Genomic DNA, 17,363 nt, shown 5'->3' with positions numbered 1-17,363 from the left:
CGAATGACCCTGCCCTCCCGCGATATCGAAGGCGCCTGTGCCGACCTGACGGCCCGTTTCGGCAACCGTCTGGACCGCAGCCTTGGCAGCCGTCGCACCCATACGCATACGGTGACCTATCTGGCATCGGAACTGCCCGACGCCGTGCTGAAGGTGGACACCGCCGAAGAGGTGGCCGAGGCTGTCGCCATCTGCGCCCGTCACCGGATGCCGGTCATCGCCTTTGGCGCCGGTTCCTCGCTCGAGGGGCATCTGAACGCGCCGCAGGGCGGGCTGTCGATCGACCTGTCGGGGATGGATCAGGTGGTGTCCGTCTCGCCCGAGGACATGACCGTCACGGTGCAGCCCGGCATCACGCGCGAGGCGCTGAATTCCTATTTGCGCGATACGGGGCTGTTCTTTCCGATCGACCCCGGCGCGAATGCCTCGATCGGCGGCATGGCGTCCACCCGGGCCTCGGGCACCACGGCGGTGCGCTATGGCACCATGAAGGACAACGTGCTGACCGCGCAGGCCGTCATGGCCGATGGCCGGATCATCCGCACGGCGCAGCGGGCGAAAAAGACCTCGGCGGGCTATGACCTGACGCGGCTTCTGGTCGGGGCCGAAGGCACGCTGGGCATCCTGACGGAAATCACGCTGAAGCTGTATCCGATCCCCGAGGTCATCGGGTCGGGCACCTGCACCTTTGCCAGCGTGGCCGATGCCTGCACCACGGTGATCGAGACGATCCAGTCCGCCGTGCCCATCGCCCGGGTGGAACTGCTGGACGAGGCGCAGGTTGCCGCCTGCAACGCCTATTCCAAATTGGGCCTGCCGGTGGTGCCGACGCTGTTCGTGGAATTCCACGGCAGCCCGGCTGAGGTTCAGGCCCAGACCGACACCTTTGCCGCCATTGCCGAAGGCAACGGGGCGCAGGGCTTTGCCTGGTCGCCCGATCCTGCGCAGCGCGGCAAGCTGTGGCAGGCGCGGCACGATGCCTATTGGGCCGCCGCCGCCGCCGCGCCGGACAAGCAGGTGTTTTCCACCGATGTGTGCGTGCCGATCTCGCGTCTGGCCGATTGCGTGGTGGAAACGCAAAAGGACTTGCAGGACCATGGCCTGACCGGGCCGATCCTGGGCCATGTCGGCGATGGCAACTTCCACGTCCTGCTGACGCTGGACCCGGGCAGCGCGACAGAGGTGGCCGAGGTCGAGGCCTTCACCTCGCGCCTTGTCGCGCGGGCGATTGCCATGGGCGGCACCTCGACGGGCGAACATGGCGTCGGCCAGCGCAAGGCGGCCTATCTGCGCAAGGAACTGGGCGATGCGGTCGACTTCATGGCCGCGATCAAGCAGGCGCTGGACCCCTTGAACATCATGAACCCCGGCAAGCACGGCTTCGCCTGAGCGTTCCGACCTTCGTACGACCTCCCCGTCAAGGAGACCCCCGCATGGACAAGACCCCCAAGATCCGGCTGCATGTGCCCGATCCCCCTGCCCGCCCCGGCGAGGCACCGCGCTTTGACTATCTGCCGCTGGCCGAACCCGGCGAGACCCGCCTGCCCGCGATGGACGAGTCCCCCGAGGCCATGCGCGACATGGCCTGGGGCCTTGTGCGGCTGATGGACGGCATGGGCAATGCCGTCGGCCCCTGGGCCGACTGGCTGGGCAAGGTGGACCCCGACCTGCTGCGCAAGGGCCTGCGCGACATGATGACGACGCGCTATATCGACCGCCGGATGCAGATGGCCCAGCGTCAGGGCAAGACCACGAACCACGCCCAATGCACCGGCGAAGAGGCCATCGCTTGCGGCTTTCAGTCGGTTCTGGCCCAAGGCGACATGAACTTTCCGACCTATCGCCAACAGGGCCTGCTGTTCGCGGCGGGCTATCCGATCCACATGTACATGAACCAGGTGTTCGGCAATGCGGGCGATCCGGTGCTGGGCCGGCAGCTGGCCGTGATGACCTCGGCCAAGGATCACGGGTTCTTTTCGATCTCGGGCAACCTGGCCACGCAATTCGTGCAGGCGGTCGGCTGGGCGATGGGATCCGCGATTTCCGAAGATACCAGGATCGCCGCTGGCTGGATCGGCGATGGCGCGGCGGCCGAGGGCGATTTCCACTGGGCGATGCTGTTCTCGGCGGTCTACAAGCCGCCGGTGGTGCTGAACCTGGTGAACAACCAATGGGCGATTTCCACCTTTTCCGGCCTGACCGGCGGCGGGGCGCAGCCCTTTGCCGCGCGCGGCATCGGCTATGGCCTGCCGGCGATCCGGGTGGATGGCAACGACTATCTGGCGGTGCTGGCGGCATCGCGATGGGCGACCGAACGGGCGCGTCAGGGCCTTGGGCCGACCTTCATCGAATGGCTGACCTATCGCGCAGCCTCGCATACCACGTCGGATGACCCGACGGTCTACCGGGCCAAGGACGAATCCACCGCCTGGCCCCTTGGTGACCCGATCGAGCGGCTGAAGACCCATCTGATCGCCATGGGCGAATGGTCCGACGAGCGCCACGCCCAAGCCCAGGCCGAGGTCGAGGACCATGTGAAGGCCGAACAGAAGATCGCGGAATCCTTTGGCACCATGCTGGACGGCGGCACGGCGCCTGCGGGGGCGATGTTCAGCGATGTCTACAAGGACATGCCGGAAAACCTGCGCCGTCAGCGCCAGAAAGCGGGGATCTGACCATGGCACGCATGACGATGATCGAGGCCGTCCGCGATGCGATGGACGTCAAGATGGGCCAGGACCCAAAGGTCGTGGTCTTTGGCGAGGATGTCGGCTATTTCGGCGGCGTCTTCCGCTGCACCCAAGGGCTGCAGGCGAAATACGGCAAGACCCGCTGCTTTGACACGCCGATTGCCGAAGGCGGCATCGTGGGGGTCGCGGTCGGCATGGCGACCTATGGCTTGCGGCCTTGCGTGGAAATCCAGTTCGCCGATTACGTCTTTCCCGCCTATGACCAGATCACCCAGGAAGCGGCGCGGATGCGCTATCGCTCGGCCGGGCAGTTCACCTGCCCGATGGTGATCCGAATGCCCACGGGCGGCGGCATCTTTGGCGGCCAGACCCATTCGCAATCGCCCGAGGCGTGCTTTACCCATTCGACCGGGCTCAAGGTGGTCATCCCCTCGAACCCCTATGATGCCAAGGGCCTGCTGATTTCCGCCATCGAGGATGACGACCCGGTGATCTTCCTCGAACCCAAGCGGCTTTACAACGGCCCGTTCGACGGCCACCACGACCAGAAGGTCGTGCCCTGGTCGGCGCATGAGCTGGGCGAGGTGCCGGAAGGCCATTACACCGTGCCGCTGGGCAAGGCGGTGGTGCGCCGGCCCGGCGATGCGGTGACGGTGCTGGCCTATGGGACGATGGTGCATGTCGCGCTGGCCGCAGTGGCCGAGACCGGGATCGACGCCGAGGTGATCGACCTGCGCACCCTGGTGCCGATCGACTACGAGACCATCGAAGCCTCGGTCGCGAAAACCGGCCGCTGCGTGATCGTCCACGAGGCCACGCAGACCAGCGGCTTCGGCGCTGAACTGTCGGCCATCGTGCAAGAGGCGTGTTTCTACCACCTGGAGGCACCGATCACCCGGGTCGCCGGCTATGACACGCCATATCCTTACGCGCAGGAATGGCTGTATTTCCCCGGCCCCGACCGGGTGGCGCAGGCGCTGCGCGACGTGATGGAGGGCTGAGCCATGGGCATTCGCACGATCAAGATGCCGGACATCGGCGAAGGCATCGCCGAGGCAGAGCTGGTGGAATGGCTGGTCAAGCCCGGCGATCTGATCGCCGAGGATCAGGCGCTGGCCGCCGTGATGACCGACAAGGCGACGGTGGAAATCCCCGCGACCTTTGGCGGCAAGGTGGTCGACCTGGGCGGCGAGGTCGGCAAGGTCATCGCCATCGGCGCCCCCCTGATCCGTATCGAGGTCGAGGGCGACGGCGACGCCGAGCCTGCCCCCACGGCAGAACCGGCCAAGGCCCAGACACCGGCCCCCGCCCCTGCGGCGGCGGCCCCGGTGGCCCCTGCCCCGCAGCCCAAACCTGCCGCACCCGCGGCCATGGCCCGCGCCCCCCGCCCCGAAGGCGAGGCCCCGCTGGCCTCCCCCGCCGTGCGCGCCCGTGCCCGCGATGCGGGGATCGACCTGCGCACGGTGCCCGGCACCGGCCCGGCCGGCCGTATCACCCATGCCGACCTTGATGCCGTCTTTGCCGCCGGCCCTGGCACCGCGCCGGCCGCCACCGGCCGCCAGCGCGACATGCGCGTCACCGACATCAAGGTCGTCGGCCTGCGCCGGATGATCGCGGACAAGATGTCCACCTCGCGCAGCCGCATCCCGCATATCACCTATGTCGAGGATACCGATGTCACCAAGCTGGAAGACCTGCGCGAGACCATGAACCGCTCGCGCAAGGACGGCCAGCCCAAGCTGACGATGCTGCCCTTCCTGATCCGGGCCATGGTCATCGCCATCCGCGACGAGCCGGTGGTGAACGCGCGCTATGACGATGACAATGGCGTCGTCCACCAATATGGCGCCGTCCATGCCGGGATCGCGGTGCAGACCCCCACGGGTCTGGTCGTGGCCAACCTGCGCCATGCCGAGGCGCGCGGCCTGTGGGATCTGGGGGCCGAGCTGAACCGGCTGGCCGAGGCAGGCCGCCAGGGCCGGCTGACCCGCGAGGAGCTGACCGGCAGCACGATCACCATCACCTCTCTGGGGCCGATGGGCGGCATCTCGCATACGCCGATCATCAACCACCCCGAAGTGGCCATCGTCGGCGTCAACAAGATGCAGATCCGCCCGGTCTGGGACGGCTCGGCCTTTGTGCCGCGCAAGGTGATGAACCTGTCGTCCAGCTTTGACCATCGCATCGTGGACGGCTGGAACGCCGCCAGCTTCATCCAGCGCATCAAGACGCTGATGGAAGAACCCGCATTGCTGTTCACCGAGGGCGAGGCATGAGCACGATCACCTGTCAGCTGCTGGTCATCGGCGCCGGTCCCGGCGGTTATGTCGCCGCGATCCGCGCCGGGCAAAAGGGCCTGGATACCGTGGTGGTCGAGGCCGAACGCCCCGGCGGCACCTGCCTGAACATCGGCTGCATCCCGTCCAAGGCCGTGATCCATCTGGCCGAGGAATTCCACCGCGCGGCGGAGCTGACCCACGACAACCCGCTGGGCATTTCGGCGGGCACGCCCACCATCGACCTGGCCAAGGGCATGGCGTGGAAGGATGGCATCGTCGCCCGCCTGACCGGCGGCGTTGCCGGGCTGATGAAAAAGGCCAAGGTGCGGGTGGTGACGGGCCGGGCCCGGTTCGTCGATGGCAAGACCGTTGTGGTGGACACCGCCGATGGCCCGGTCACGATCAAGCCTGCAACGACCATTATCGCCACCGGATCGGAGCCGGTGGAACTGCCCTTCCTGCCGTTTGGCGAGCGGGTGCTGTCTTCGACCGCGGCCTTGGCGCTGGACAAGGTGCCCGCGTCGCTGGCCGTGGTCGGTGGCGGCTATATCGGGCTGGAGCTGGGCACCGCCTTTGCCAAGCTGGGCGCCAAGGTGACGGTGGTCGAGGCAGGGGCGCGCATCCTGCCAGCCTATGATGCTGACCTGACCGCGCCGGTTGCCGCGCGGCTGAAATCGCTGGGGGTCACGGTGCTGACCGGCACCAAGGCGCTGGGGCTGACCGACACCGGGCTGAAGGTTCAGGGACCGGACGGCGAGGCCGAGATCGCGGCGGACAAGGTGCTGGTCACCGTCGGGCGCCGCCCGAACACCTCGGGCATCGAGACGCTGGGCCTGACGATGGCGGGGCCGTTCATCAAGGTCGATGCGCGGATGCGCACGTCCATGACCGGGGTTCTGGCGATTGGCGATGTGACGGGGGACCCCATGCTGGCCCACCGCGCCATGGCACAGGCGGAAATCGCGGTGGAAACCGCCGCAGGCGGCAGGGCCGAATGGGACAAGCGCTGTATCCCGGCGATCTGCTTTACCGACCCCGAGCTTGTGACCGTGGGCCTGTCCCCGGCCGAGGCGGGCGATGCCGCGCGCGCCGACAGCTTCCCCTTCAAGGCCAATGGCCGGGCGATGACGGTCGGGCGCGAGGATGGGTTCATCCGGGTCGTGTCGCGCAAGGACAACGGGCTGGTCCTGGGGGTTCAGGCGGTCGGCGCCGGGATTTCCGAAATGGCCACCGCCTTTGCCCTGGCAATCGAGATGGGGGCGACGCTTCAGGACATCGCCGGAACCATCCATGCCCACCCGACCCAGGGCGAGGCCCTGCAAGAGGCCGCGCACAGGGCGCTTGGCCACGCGCTGCACATCTAGGGAGAGACCATGACCTATCAACCGCTTGCCCTGCCCCATGGCCCGGTCAACGAGGACCGCATCGCCGAGGCTGCCGAATTTGCCGACCGGGTTCTGACGCCGAATGGCGAGGCCTGGGACAAGGGCGAGGCCAGCCCGGAAACCGCGCTGCGCGATGCGATTTCGCGCTTTACCGGCACGGCGATCCCGCGCGATCTGGGCGGGTTTGGCGACGGGGTGGCCACGCAGGTCCGCATCTACGAGGAACTGGCGCGGCGCGACATGGGATTCACCTGCGCGCTGGCGGTGCATACCAATGTGACGGTGGCGATGTCGCTGTCGCCCAATGCGGGCTTGCGCGATGCCGCGCTGCCGCAGCTTTTGTCGGGGGATGCGGTCGGGGCCTTTCTGCTGACCGAGCCGGGCGCGGGGTCGGATGCGACCTCGATCACCACGCATGCGCAGCCGGTCGATGGCGGCTATTCGGTGACGGGCCGCAAGGCCTGGGTGACCAACGGGCTATATGCCGACATCTTCGCGGCCTTTTGCCAGACCGATCCGGGCAGCGGCGCCAAGGGCGTGGCCGCCCTGGGGTTCGAACGGGGCGCTGCGGGCGTCACTGTGGAACCGGCGCTGGATCTGATCGGCTCGACCGCGATGGGGACGACTGACCTCAGCTTTGACGGTGCCTTTGCGCCCCACGGCGCCGTGGCCTTTGCGCCGGGAACCGCCTTCAAGGCGGCGATGTATGGCATCGACGTGGCCCGGCTGGGGGTGGCGGCCATGTGCAACGGCGCGGCCATGGGCGCGATGGACCGGGCACTGGCCTATGCCGCGGGGCGGCAGACCTTTGGCAAGGCGGTGATCGACCATCAGGGGATGCAGTGGATCCTGGCGGATGCGGCCACCAGCATCGAGGCCAGCCGCGCCCTGACCTTTCAGGCCGCCCGGCATTTCGAAGGCGGCAGGCCCGATGCCACGCTGACGGCGCATGCCAAGAAGCTGGGCACCCGCAGCGCCTTTGACGCGATCAGCCAGGCGATGCGGGCGCTGGGGGCCAACGGGCTGATGCGCGACCATGGGCTGGCGCGGCAGCTGGCGGCTGTGCGCGTTTCCGAGTGCATGGACGGCACGGGCGAGATCATGAACGTGGTGATCGGCCGCAGCCTGAAGGCGCAGGCGTAAGCGGCACCGCGCGGGGGGCCTTGCCCCCCGGGTGCTGTCGGCCCGGCGTCGCGGGCGCGCCTGCCCCCCAGGATATTTGAAGACAGATGAAAGGGACGGCGGTCAGTCGGCAAAGAATGTGCTGCGGCTTTTGCGGACCTCGGACTGGATGAACTCGGCCACGGCCTGAACGCGGGCGAGGTTGCGGTTATCCTCGTGGATCATCAGCCACAGTTCCCGGTCGATGTGGAAATCGACGGGGACGGGGATGAATTCGGGCCGCCCGTCGGCCACGAAATCGGGCAGGAAGCCGATGCCCTGCCCGGCCAGCACCGCGTTGATCTGGGCCAGCAGGTTCGAGCTGGCAAAGCGCGCGCGGATCTTACCCGGCAGCAGCGGCAGGAAATTCACCGGGGGTTCGGTGCCCAGGTTTTCCACATAGCCGACGACGGGAACCTCGGTCAGTTCCTCGAAGCTGCGGGGCAGATCGCGCAGATCGCACCAGGCGCGGCTGGCATAGAGGCGGATGCGGTATTCGGTCAGCTTGCGCGCCGTCAGCCGGCCGGCCGAGGGCTTTTGCAGGCCGATCACGATATCGACCTCGCGGTCCGCCAGGCTGTAGCGCAGTTGCGAGGGGTAGAGCTGCACCCTGAGTTCGGGATGGTCAGTGCACAATTGGGCAAGGCGCGGGGCCAGGAAGATGCTGCCAAAGCCATCGGGCGTGGCCACCCGGACGGTGCCGCGCAGCTCGTCGTTGCGGTTGGTGATCTCGCCTTCGCAGCGGATCAGCGCGCTTTCCATCTGCTGGGCCAGTTCGACCACCCGCGCGCCCGCTGCCGTGGTGGAATAGCCCGAGCGGGTCCGGTTGAAGAGCGCGGTGTTCAGCAGCTGTTCCAGCCGGGTGACGCGGCGGCTGACCGTGGTATGATCCACCCGCAATTGCTGCGCCGCGCCCGAGACCGAGCGCGCCCGCGCCACGGCCAGAACGTAGCGCAGGTCATCCCATTGGAACCTGTCCTGTGCATGTTGCATTCCTGCACACCCGTCCGGCGTTTTCCCATGTTGCGCGCCGTCGCCGGGCAGCTACCCTGACGGCGCTGCCATGGTTGCAACCTTTTCCGGGAATGGAAAGGGTGGTCCGGTGTTTTTCCACGCTGCCGCGCCTGTCAGCGGGGGCGCGGGTCAGACGGCCGTATAGCCGCCGTCGACCATATGATGGCTGCCGGTGACAAAGGAGGCCTCGTCCGACAGCAGCCAGACGACCAGGGCCGCAACCTCGTCTGCCGTGGCCCAGCGGCCCAGAAGATGCTGGCTGGCCAGTTGCGCGCGCCGGGCCTGGTCCATCCGCCCCTCTTGCATGGGGGTATCGACAAAGCCGGGACCGACGGAATTCACCCGGATCCCCAAGGGCGCACCATCGACGGCGGCCGATTTCGTCAGCCCGATCAGCGCATGTTTCGAGGCCGCATAATGCGCGAACCGGCCCGAGGCGACAGTGCCCATGACCGAGGCGACATTGACCACCGCCCCGCCACCTGCCGCCGCCATCATGGGAAACGCCGCGTTCATCGTGTGGAACGAGCCGTCCAGGTTTACCGCCATCACCCGCCGCCAGTCGGCAAGCGCGACCTGGCCCATCGGCGCACCATCGCCGGTGATGCCGGCGCTGTTGACCAGAAGGCGCACCGGGCCAAGGCTTTGCGCGGTGCGGTCCATGGCCGCCTGCACCGCCTGAGGGTCCGATACATCCAGTGGCAGGCACAGCACCTGCGCGCCGATGGCTGTCAGATCCGCGTGGGCCTGATCAAGCGCCGCCGGATTGAGGTCGGCCAAGGCCAGCGCCCCCCCCCGCGCGGCCAGACGCTGTGCGACGGCCGCGCCGATGCCCGAAGCGCCGCCGGTGACAAAGGCCACCTGTCTTGCAAGGCTCATGGCGAGTGCCTCAGGCGCGAAGGCTGGCGACGCGGCGTTCCAGCCACCAGCCATGCTGTTCGGGCCAGGCGCTGAACCCGTCATCCCCCAGCGCGCGGCGGGCGTGCAGCGGCCAGTTCGGATCCTCGAGCGCCTCGCGGCCGATGGCGATCAGATCGGCCCGGCCTTCCTGAAGGATGCTTTCGGCCAGATCGGGCGTGGTGATCAGCCCGACCGCCATGCTTGCGATGCCCGCCTCGCGCCGGACGGCCTCGGCAAAGGGGACCTGAAAGCCGGGGCCGCGCGGGATGCGGGCAGCCGTCGCGCCCCCCGAGATACCGCCCGAGGAACAATCGACCACATCGACGCCGACCGATTTCAGCGCGCGGGCAAAGGCGATGGTATCCTCAAGCTGGATGCCTTCGTCCATGTGATCCACGGCCGAGACGCGGACAAAGACCGGGCGACCTGCCGGCCAGATCCCGCGCAGCAGCTCGGCGATTTCCAGCGGCAGGCGCATCCGCCCTGCGCGGTCGCCGCCATAGGCATCGGTGCGCCGGTTCGAGACGGGCGAGAGGAATTCGTGGATCAGATAGCCATGGGCGGCGTGCAGTTCGATCACGTCAAACCCGGCCGCCAGGGCGCGCCGGGCGGCGGCGGCATAATCGGCCTTGAGCTGGTCGATATCGGCCAGGGACATTTCCTGCGGCACCGGCCAGCCGTCGGCCATGGGAATGGCCGAGGGGGCGATCACCGGCCACTGTTCCTCGGCCCGTTCGGCAAGGTCGGCCCGATCCAGCGGGGTGCTGCCATGCCAGGGGCGGCGCGTCGCGCCCTTGCGCCCGGCGTGGCCCAGTTGAATCCCGGCCGCCGCCCCCTGGGACTGCACGAAGTCCACGATCCGGGCCAGCGGTGCGATATGCCCGTCGTCCCAAAGCCCCAGATCGCCGGGGGTGCCGCGCCCGTCCGGCGTGACACAGGTCGCCTCGACAAAGATCAGCCCGGCGCCGCCAACCGCGAAACGGCCGTATTGCACCAGATGCCAGTCGGTGGCGCAGCCGTCGGGCGTCGCCGAATACTGGCACATGGGCGAGATGACGATGCGGTTGCGCAGGGTCAGGCCCCGCAGCGTCACGGGCGAGGTCAGCAGGGGCGCCATGGAGATCAGCCTTTCAGTTCACCGATAGAGGGATTGAATCCCATCGGATCATATTCGGCAATCCCTTCGGCCACAAAGGGGTCCTGCGCCAGCAGGGCCACCGCTGCCTCGCGGCTTTCGGCGCGCAGGATGATCAGCCCGCCGATGGCAGGCTCGCGCCGACCGGCGGAAACGATGGCGCCGCTGTCCACGGCGGCCTTCAGCCAGGTGCGATGGGCCGCCAGGGTTTCGGCGGGGATGTCCTTCTTGTAGACGCTCGGGCAGGCAAACAGCATGGTGGCTCCTTGGTTCAGATGGCGACGCGGCCGCCGTCGCAGGCGATGATCTGGCCGGTGACATAGGCGGCGTGGTCCGAGGCGAGGAACAGCGCAAGGCCCGCGATATCCTCGGGCGTGCCGATCCGGCGCAGCGGAATGGCGGCCAGGCGTTCGGCGGTGCTGGCCTCGGTCAGGATCGGGCGGATCATCGGCGTGTCGATGGACCCCGGCGCAATGGCATTGACCCGGATCCCGCTTTCGCCCAGCGAGGCCGCCAGCGCGCGGGTCAGCGCGACCAGGCCGCCCTTGCTGGCAGTATAGGCGTCGATGTTGCGCTGGCCGACCACCCCGGCAATCGAGGCGTTGAATATGATCGAGCCGGATTTGCGGCCCACCATCGCCTGGCCCAGGTATTTCGTCATCAGGAAGGCGCCGGTCAGGTTGATGCGCAAGATCGCATCCCAATCCTCGAGCGGGGTGTCGAAGATGCTGGCCATCTTGAAACGGCCGTTTTCCGAATAGCCGATGCCTGCATTGTTGAACAGGATATCGGGGGGGCCGCATTCGGACAGGATACGATCGCAGGCGGCGCGGACCTGCGGCTCTTGCCCCAGATCGGCAGCGATGAAGCGGATGTCGCCCAAGGGGGCAAGGTCGGCGGCGGCCTTTTCCCCCTGTTCGGCGTTCCAGTCGATGATGACGACGCGGGCGCCTTCGGTCAGGAACAGGCGGGCGCTGGCCAGCCCCTGCCCGCTGGCGCCGCCGGTGATGACGGCAAGCCGGTCTTTCAATTGCATGTCTTCCTCCCCGAAGTCTGCAAGTTATTGCGCGGCGATGGCGGCGGTTTGCGCCTCGATGGCGCGGCGCAGGGCGATCAGATCGGCAATGGTGATGCGGTGCAGATCGTGGCGGGCGGCAAAGGCCGCCAGATCGGGGCCGCGCATCACCGTGCCATCATCGTTGACCAGCTCGCAGATCACGCCGACGGGAGGCAGGCCGGTCAGGCGGCACAGATCGACCGCTGCCTCGGTATGGCCATCGCGCTCGAGCACGCCGCCGGGGCGGGCGACCAGCGGAAAGATATGGCCAGGGCGCACGAAGTCGGCCGGGCGGGCCGCAGGGTCGGCCAGACCGTGGACCGTCGCACAGCGGTCGGCCGCAGAAATGCCGGTCGTCGTGCCCTGCCGCCAGTCGACGCTGACGGTAAAGGCGGTGGCAAAGGGCGCATCGTTGCGCGCCACCATCGGCGGCAGGTCCAGCCGCGCCGCAATGTCCGGCGTCAGCGGCGTGCAGACGATCCCCGAGGTATGGCGCACGATGAAGGCCATGTCGGCCGGGCGGCAATGCACGGCCGACATGATCAGATCGCCCTCGTTCTCGCGGCCATCATCGTCGGTCACGATCAGCATGGCACCGCGCGCAAAGGCCGCCAGCGCGGCGCGCAGGCCATCGGGGGCCAGCGTGTCGACCAGCGGGGCAAGCGGGGGGTTCGGAAAATCCTGTGTCATGGCGATATGTTCCGTTCAGGCATCGCGGCCTTGCAGCCAGCCGATGATCGTGCGGGTCACCTCGTGCGGGTAGTCCAGCACCATGCTGTGCCCGCCCTTGCCCAGAACCACCAGCTCGGCACCGGGGATCAGGCTGGCGATCTGCTGGGATTGGGCGATGGGGGTCAGGATATCCTCGGCCCCGACCAGAACCAGCGTGGGGGTGCGCACATCGGGCAGGCCGGGGGTTGAATCGTAGACCCGGATCGCCTCGGCCTGGGCGGAATAGCCCTCGATCCCGGTGGGCCAGGGGTTGCGCACCATCGCATCGACCAGTGCGGCGGTGCGGGCATGATCCGACAGGATCAGCGGCGACAGCGCCCAGGGCAGGGTCATGGTCGCCACCGCCTCGGGCGGCAGTCCGCTGCGGCGCAGGGCCAGCTGGGCATCCAGCCAGCGGTGCTGCACGGTGGTATAGTTCGGCAGCGCGTTCAGCAGCACCCCGGCCCGCAGGCTGGCACCATGGCGGATCAGCAGCGATTGCAGCACCGATCCGCCCAGCGACCAGCCGACCACCGCCGCCGGCCCCAGATCCAGATGCGCGATCAGCGCCGCCGCATCGTCGGCCATGTCGTCGATGGTCCAGGGGCCGGGCGGAACCTCGCTTTGCCCCGTGCCGCGATTGTCAAAGACCAGCGTGCGGAAGTGCTGGCGAAACGCCCCCACCACCCCCGCCCAGGCCAGCGCGTTCTGCCCCAGCCCGCTGATCAGCACCAGCGTCGGGCCGCTGCCGCCGATCTCATAGGCCAGTTCGACGCCATTGACACGGGCCTTGCCCCGCGCGGGGCCTGCATCGGTCATGGCGCGCCCCTAGCCCAGAAACCCGCCGACGGCGTCCAGGAAGGCGGCTTCCTGCTCGATCATCGGCAGATGGCCGGCCTTGGCGATGATCGCCGTGCGGGCGCCAGGAATGGCGCGGGCAAAGGCATCGGCATAGGCAGGCGGGACCAGCCCGTCCCGTTCGCCATGCACCACCAGCGTTTGAGCCCGGATCAGCGGCAGGCGGCGCGACAGGCCACGATCCGGGATCGGCCACATGAAGCGCGAGGCGGCGCCCAGATTGGCGCTGCGATAATAGACGTAATCCGCCGCCGCGCCATCATGGCTGTTTGGCTCTGCCCCGGCCCAGGTCGCCGGATCGGCCCATTTCGCGGCATCGAGCTGGGGCGCCGGGATGACGAAGGGATCGGGCATCGGCACATCGTCCAGCCACAGCCCATAGGCATCGACCAGCACCAGCCGCCGCACCAGATGCGGAAAGATCGCCGCGATTTCCGCCGCGAACATGCCGCCCAGCGAATGGCCCATCAGATCCACCGGGCCGTGTTCGGCAACCAGCGGCTCCAGCCACTGGCGGTAGTGCAGCGCCAGATCCAGAATGCCCGCCATCTCCGACGCCCCGCCCGAGGCGCCGAAACCGGGGTGTTCGGGCGCCAGCACCGGCCGGGATGCGGCCAGCTTGCTCAGGAAGGGCGCAGCGCCAGGGTGCTGTTCGAACCCGTGCAGAAAGACCAGAGGGGTGCCGCCCTGCCCGCCCTTCCAGGCGCGCACCGGGGTTCCGTTCAGCGTGTCGATCACCGCCTGCATCATGCCCGTGCCCCCGCCAGTTTGCGCGGCTGGGCCACAGTGTCCGCCAGCGCCGCCGCATGGGCGGCCCTGACCGATGGCGGGGTCCAGCGATCTTCAAACTCCGACCACAGGCCGCGCAGATGCGGCTGCACCCGGGTCGCCATCAGATGGGTGTTCATCGCGGCGGTTTCCTCATCCAGATCGCCCATGTGCAGGCAGGCGATCAGCTGGCCGACGCGCAACTGCTTGACCATCTCTTCGATGCGCTGGCGCACCCGTTCGGGCGAGCCGGCGATGATGAAGCCGTGCTTGTCGTAATCCCAGAAGTCCATCTCGCCCGAATTGGCGCGGGCCTTTTCCTCGGGCGGCAGGTTCTTGTTGGTCTCGGCGGCGAACTTGGCCATGGCCTGCACCGATTTCTGCGTGCGAAACCCCGGCCCCGTTTCGAACCCCGGATGGACTGAACGGTTGCGGTAGAAATACTTCACAGCCTCGGAATATTTCGCCTCCGCCTCGGCATCGGTTTCGGCGCAGCAGATCAGCTGGGTAAAGGCCAGCTGATAGGGGTTGGCCTGATAGCCGTTTTCCTCGGCATAGTTCCACCAGGCATCGACCAGCGGCTTGGCGCTGTGCAGCCCCGAGAACGACAGCTGCCCATAGCAATAGTCGTTCTTGAGCGCGAGATCCCAGGTTTCCACGCTGCCAGACCCGGGCACCCAGATCGGCGGGCGCTTCTGCACCGGGCGCGGCCACAGGTTGACATAGCGCAGCTTGGTATACTTGCCGTTGAAGGCAAAGGGTTCTTCGGCGGCCCAGGCCTTCTGGATCAGCTCGCGCGCCTCGTGGAAGCGTTCGCGCAACTCGGTGGGCGAGACGCCATAGCAATACAGCGTATCCATCGGCGTGCCGAAGACAAAGCCGGAAATGACCCGCCCTTCGGACAGGCAGTCCAGCCAGGCAACTTCCTCGGCCACACGCACCGGCGGATTATACAGTGCCAGCGAGTCGCCGATGATCAGCAACGCGGCCCGCTGCGTGGTCGTCGCCAGCGTCGCCGCAAGCAGGTTGGGCGAGGGCGTGAGCGCGAACGGCGTCTGGTGATGTTCGTTCATCGCCAGACCGTCGAACCCTTCGCGGTCGGCCTGCTGCATCAGGCGGATGAACATGCGCGTCATGTCGCCGACCACGCCCGGCTCGCACCGGCTGATCGGGGTTGTGACCCAGCTGGATTCCCCGCTGGCACGAAAATCCGGCGGCAGATCCGGGTAGCTTGCTTCGGCAAACCAGTGAAGTTTCAAGGCGTGTCCTCCCTTGCGCGGATGGCCCCGGGCGACGGATCGCCCCAGGGCCGAATTTCCACATCGTGGCCTCTCCCTGATCTGATCGTCTGAAAAACATGGTTAGGAGTCAACAATAATCGCCACAATATGAAATTTTATGCTGATATTCGCGACGATATAACCAAATGATTCCACATTATGGAAAATCGCTGGCAGCACACAGGCGCTGCCAGCGGTATCGCCCCGACGGGTCAGCCCACCAGATCGGGCAAGAACAGGATGATGGCCGGAAATGCCACGACCAGCGCGACAATCGCCAGGTCGCACAGGATGAACCAGGTCACCCCCCGGAAGATCGTGCCCAGCTTGATCGACTTGTCGACGACACCCTTGATGACGAAGACATTCATCCCGATCGGCGGCGACAACATGCCGATTTCCAGCAGCTTGGTCAGGAAGACCCCGAACCAGATCGCGTTATAGCCCACCTCGTTGACGATGGGCAGCACGACCGGCAGCGTCAGCATCATGGCGCCGACAGGTTCAAGGAACATGCCCAGCAGCAGATAGATCAGCGTCACGCCAATGATGATCAGCAAGGGATCGGCGCCGAAGCCCAGGATCGCCTCGGACAGCGCATCACCCGACCCGGACAGCGCCAGGAACCGGGTCAGCAGGCTCGCCCCCACCGCGATCACCAGGATGGACGAGGTGGTGACGATGGTCTCGACCGCCGCGCGGCGCACCACCTCCAGCGACAGGCGCCCGGCCAGCAAGGCCACGATACACGACAGGAAGGCGCCGACGGCCCCGGCCTCGGTCGGGGTGAACATGCCGCTGAACAGACCGCCGAACACGCCCAGGATGATGATCAGGATCGGCGCCGTGCGCATCAGCGCACCCATCTTGACCGAGAGCGGGATCCGCTCGGTCACTGGCGGCGCAAGGCTGGGGTTCAGCGTGACGCGCACCATGATCATCAGCACATAGCACGCCACGGTGATCAGGCCGACGACAAGCCCGCCCAGGAACAGCTTGCCGACCGGGGCCTGCGCCATCACCGAATACAGGATCATGATCAGCGATGGCGGGATCAGCGCCCCGATGGTGCCCCCAGCCGCCACCGCGCCGGTCGCCAGCGAGGGGGCATAGTTGTAGCGCGTCATCTCGGGCACGGCGATCTTGCCCATGGCCGCCGAACAGGCCACCGACGAGCCCGTGACCGCCGCAAAGCCGCCGCAGCCAAAGATCGAGGCGACCGCCAGCCCGCCCGGCAGCCCCGACAGCCAGACCCGCGCGGCGGTGAACAGACCTTCGGTCAGCTTGGCGTGGTAACAGACGAAGCCCATGAACAGGAAGGCCGGGACCGAGCTGAGCACCCAGTTCGAGGCAAAATGGAACGGGATGATCCCCAGCGAGCCCCAGGCGATCTTCCAGCCCATCAGCGCCCAGATCCCGCAAAACGACACCGAGATCAGCGCAAGTCCGATCGGGATGCGCAGCAAGATCAGGGTCATCAGGATGATGACGAAGTAAAGGCCGATCTCGATTTCAGACATTGTCCACCCGTTCCCCGGCCACAAGTTCCATGCCCGCAGGCAATTCGTCTGCATCGTGCCGGACGGGACGGCGCAGGATCTGGAAGATCAGTTTGTAGGCGCAGACCAGCGCCGAAAGCCCGAAGCCCAGCGGCAAGATGAAATAGCTGGGCCAGGTGATGATCGGATCGCGCCCCGCGACGATCATCACGGTGCCCTTGTTCATCTGGGTCACGGCCTCGAGCCAGGTGCGCCAGCACAGCATGCCCATCACCACGATACCAAGCGCCGTGCCGGCCATGATCAGCCAGCGCACAACGCGAGGGGGCATCAGCTCGCTCAGCACCTCGACGGAAATATGCGCGTCCTGCACATCGGCCAGCGCCAGCGGCAGGAAGCAGATGCCGATCATGTAGACCATCGAGACCACCTCGATCGTGCCGGCGATCGGATAGTCAAAGACGTTGCGCAAGATCACGTCCGCCGAGACATGCAGCACCAGCAAGATCACAAGCGCCGATCCCAGAAAGCCCATCACCTTTGTCAGGCGCCGGATGCTCTTTTCGATAAAGTCCATGTCCTACCCCAAGATCGCTTGCCCGCGCCCGGTCAGGGCGCGGGCGTCC

General features: G+C 67.2%; 17 protein-coding genes. 6 read left to right on the top strand and 11 right to left on the bottom strand.

The features are described 5' to 3' along the window. Positions 1–3 precede the first annotated feature (3 nt). From G481_RS0104005 to G481_RS0103980, 6 genes are read left to right on the top strand one after another with little or no spacing between them, the layout of a single operon-like run. Positions 4–1,389, top strand: coding sequence for an FAD-binding oxidoreductase (locus G481_RS0104005; protein WP_028028868.1), 1,386 nt, complete (start codon positions 4–6; stop codon positions 1,387–1,389). Positions 1,390–1,433: 44 nt separating this feature from the next. Continuing rightward, entirely contained in the window at positions 1,434–2,675 is a 1,242-nt protein-coding gene (locus tag G481_RS0104000; RefSeq protein ID WP_028028867.1) for a thiamine pyrophosphate-dependent enzyme, read from the top strand. 2 nt (positions 2,676–2,677) lie between these two features. Next, positions 2,678–3,691, top strand: a complete 1,014-nt coding sequence (locus G481_RS0103995) for an alpha-ketoacid dehydrogenase subunit beta (protein WP_028028866.1) — start codon at positions 2,678–2,680, stop codon at positions 3,689–3,691. Between the two features lie 3 nt (positions 3,692–3,694). After that, on the top strand, positions 3,695–4,966 hold the full coding sequence (locus G481_RS0103990) for a dihydrolipoamide acetyltransferase family protein (protein WP_028028865.1): 1,272 nt from the start codon (positions 3,695–3,697) through the stop codon (positions 4,964–4,966). After that, entirely contained in the window at positions 4,963–6,333 is a 1,371-nt protein-coding gene (lpdA, locus tag G481_RS0103985) for a dihydrolipoyl dehydrogenase (RefSeq protein ID WP_028028864.1), read from the top strand. The genes G481_RS0103990 and lpdA overlap by 4 nt, the downstream gene beginning before the upstream one ends. Before the next feature lie 9 nt (positions 6,334–6,342). After that, on the top strand, positions 6,343–7,497 hold the full coding sequence (locus tag G481_RS0103980) for an acyl-CoA dehydrogenase family protein (protein ID WP_028028863.1): 1,155 nt from the start codon (positions 6,343–6,345) through the stop codon (positions 7,495–7,497). A gap of 102 nt (positions 7,498–7,599) precedes the next feature. On the opposite strand, the gene G481_RS0103975 is transcribed toward G481_RS0103980, so the two are convergent. From G481_RS0103975 to G481_RS22775, 11 genes are all read right to left on the bottom strand, one after another. Continuing rightward, positions 7,600–8,508 (bottom strand): LysR family transcriptional regulator, encoded by a 909-nt coding sequence (locus G481_RS0103975; RefSeq protein WP_028028862.1) that lies wholly within the window; start codon positions 8,506–8,508, stop codon positions 7,600–7,602. A gap of 150 nt (positions 8,509–8,658) precedes the next feature. Further along, a complete protein-coding gene (locus G481_RS0103970; RefSeq protein ID WP_028028861.1) occupies positions 8,659–9,408 on the bottom strand; it encodes an SDR family NAD(P)-dependent oxidoreductase in 750 nt (249 codons plus the stop codon). A 10-nt stretch (positions 9,409–9,418) separates the two neighbouring features. Further along, the gene (locus G481_RS0103965; RefSeq protein WP_035025050.1) at positions 9,419–10,546 is read right to left on the bottom strand and encodes an NADH:flavin oxidoreductase/NADH oxidase; all 1,128 of its coding nucleotides are present in this window, start codon (positions 10,544–10,546) and stop codon (positions 9,419–9,421) included. Positions 10,547–10,551: 5 nt separating this feature from the next. After that, positions 10,552–10,821 (bottom strand): YciI family protein, encoded by a 270-nt coding sequence (locus G481_RS0103960; protein WP_028028859.1) that lies wholly within the window; start codon positions 10,819–10,821, stop codon positions 10,552–10,554. A gap of 14 nt (positions 10,822–10,835) precedes the next feature. Further along, positions 10,836–11,600: an SDR family NAD(P)-dependent oxidoreductase gene (locus G481_RS0103955; RefSeq protein ID WP_028028858.1), complete on the bottom strand. Its 765-nt coding sequence runs from the start codon at positions 11,598–11,600 to the stop codon at positions 10,836–10,838. A 24-nt stretch (positions 11,601–11,624) separates the two neighbouring features. Beyond that, positions 11,625–12,311: a 3,4-dihydroxy-2-butanone-4-phosphate synthase gene (gene ribB / locus G481_RS22785; RefSeq protein WP_084450617.1), complete on the bottom strand. Its 687-nt coding sequence runs from the start codon at positions 12,309–12,311 to the stop codon at positions 11,625–11,627. A 15-nt stretch (positions 12,312–12,326) separates the two neighbouring features. Beyond that, positions 12,327–13,151, bottom strand: a complete 825-nt coding sequence (locus G481_RS22780) for an alpha/beta fold hydrolase (protein ID WP_051294290.1) — start codon at positions 13,149–13,151, stop codon at positions 12,327–12,329. Between the two features lie 9 nt (positions 13,152–13,160). Then, the gene (locus G481_RS0103940) at positions 13,161–13,940 is read right to left on the bottom strand and encodes an alpha/beta fold hydrolase (RefSeq protein WP_211235175.1); all 780 of its coding nucleotides are present in this window, start codon (positions 13,938–13,940) and stop codon (positions 13,161–13,163) included. Then, complete coding sequence (locus G481_RS0103935) at positions 13,937–15,217, bottom strand: LLM class flavin-dependent oxidoreductase (protein WP_028028856.1); 1,281 nt, start codon at positions 15,215–15,217, stop codon at positions 13,937–13,939. The genes G481_RS0103940 and G481_RS0103935 overlap by 4 nt, the downstream gene beginning before the upstream one ends. 233 nt (positions 15,218–15,450) lie before the next feature. Next, positions 15,451–16,758 (bottom strand): TRAP transporter large permease, encoded by a 1,308-nt coding sequence (locus tag G481_RS0103930; protein ID WP_028028855.1) that lies wholly within the window; start codon positions 16,756–16,758, stop codon positions 15,451–15,453. Continuing rightward, entirely contained in the window at positions 16,751–17,314 is a 564-nt protein-coding gene (locus tag G481_RS22775; RefSeq protein WP_051294289.1) for a TRAP transporter small permease, read from the bottom strand. The genes G481_RS0103930 and G481_RS22775 overlap by 8 nt, the downstream gene beginning before the upstream one ends. Between the last annotated feature and the right edge of the window lie 49 nt (positions 17,315–17,363).

It is taken from the genome of Gemmobacter nectariphilus DSM 15620, assembly GCF_000429765.1.
GTDB classification, from domain to species: domain Bacteria; phylum Pseudomonadota; class Alphaproteobacteria; order Rhodobacterales; family Rhodobacteraceae; genus Wagnerdoeblera; species Wagnerdoeblera nectariphila.
This window is presented reverse-complemented; position numbering and strand designations above follow the sequence as displayed.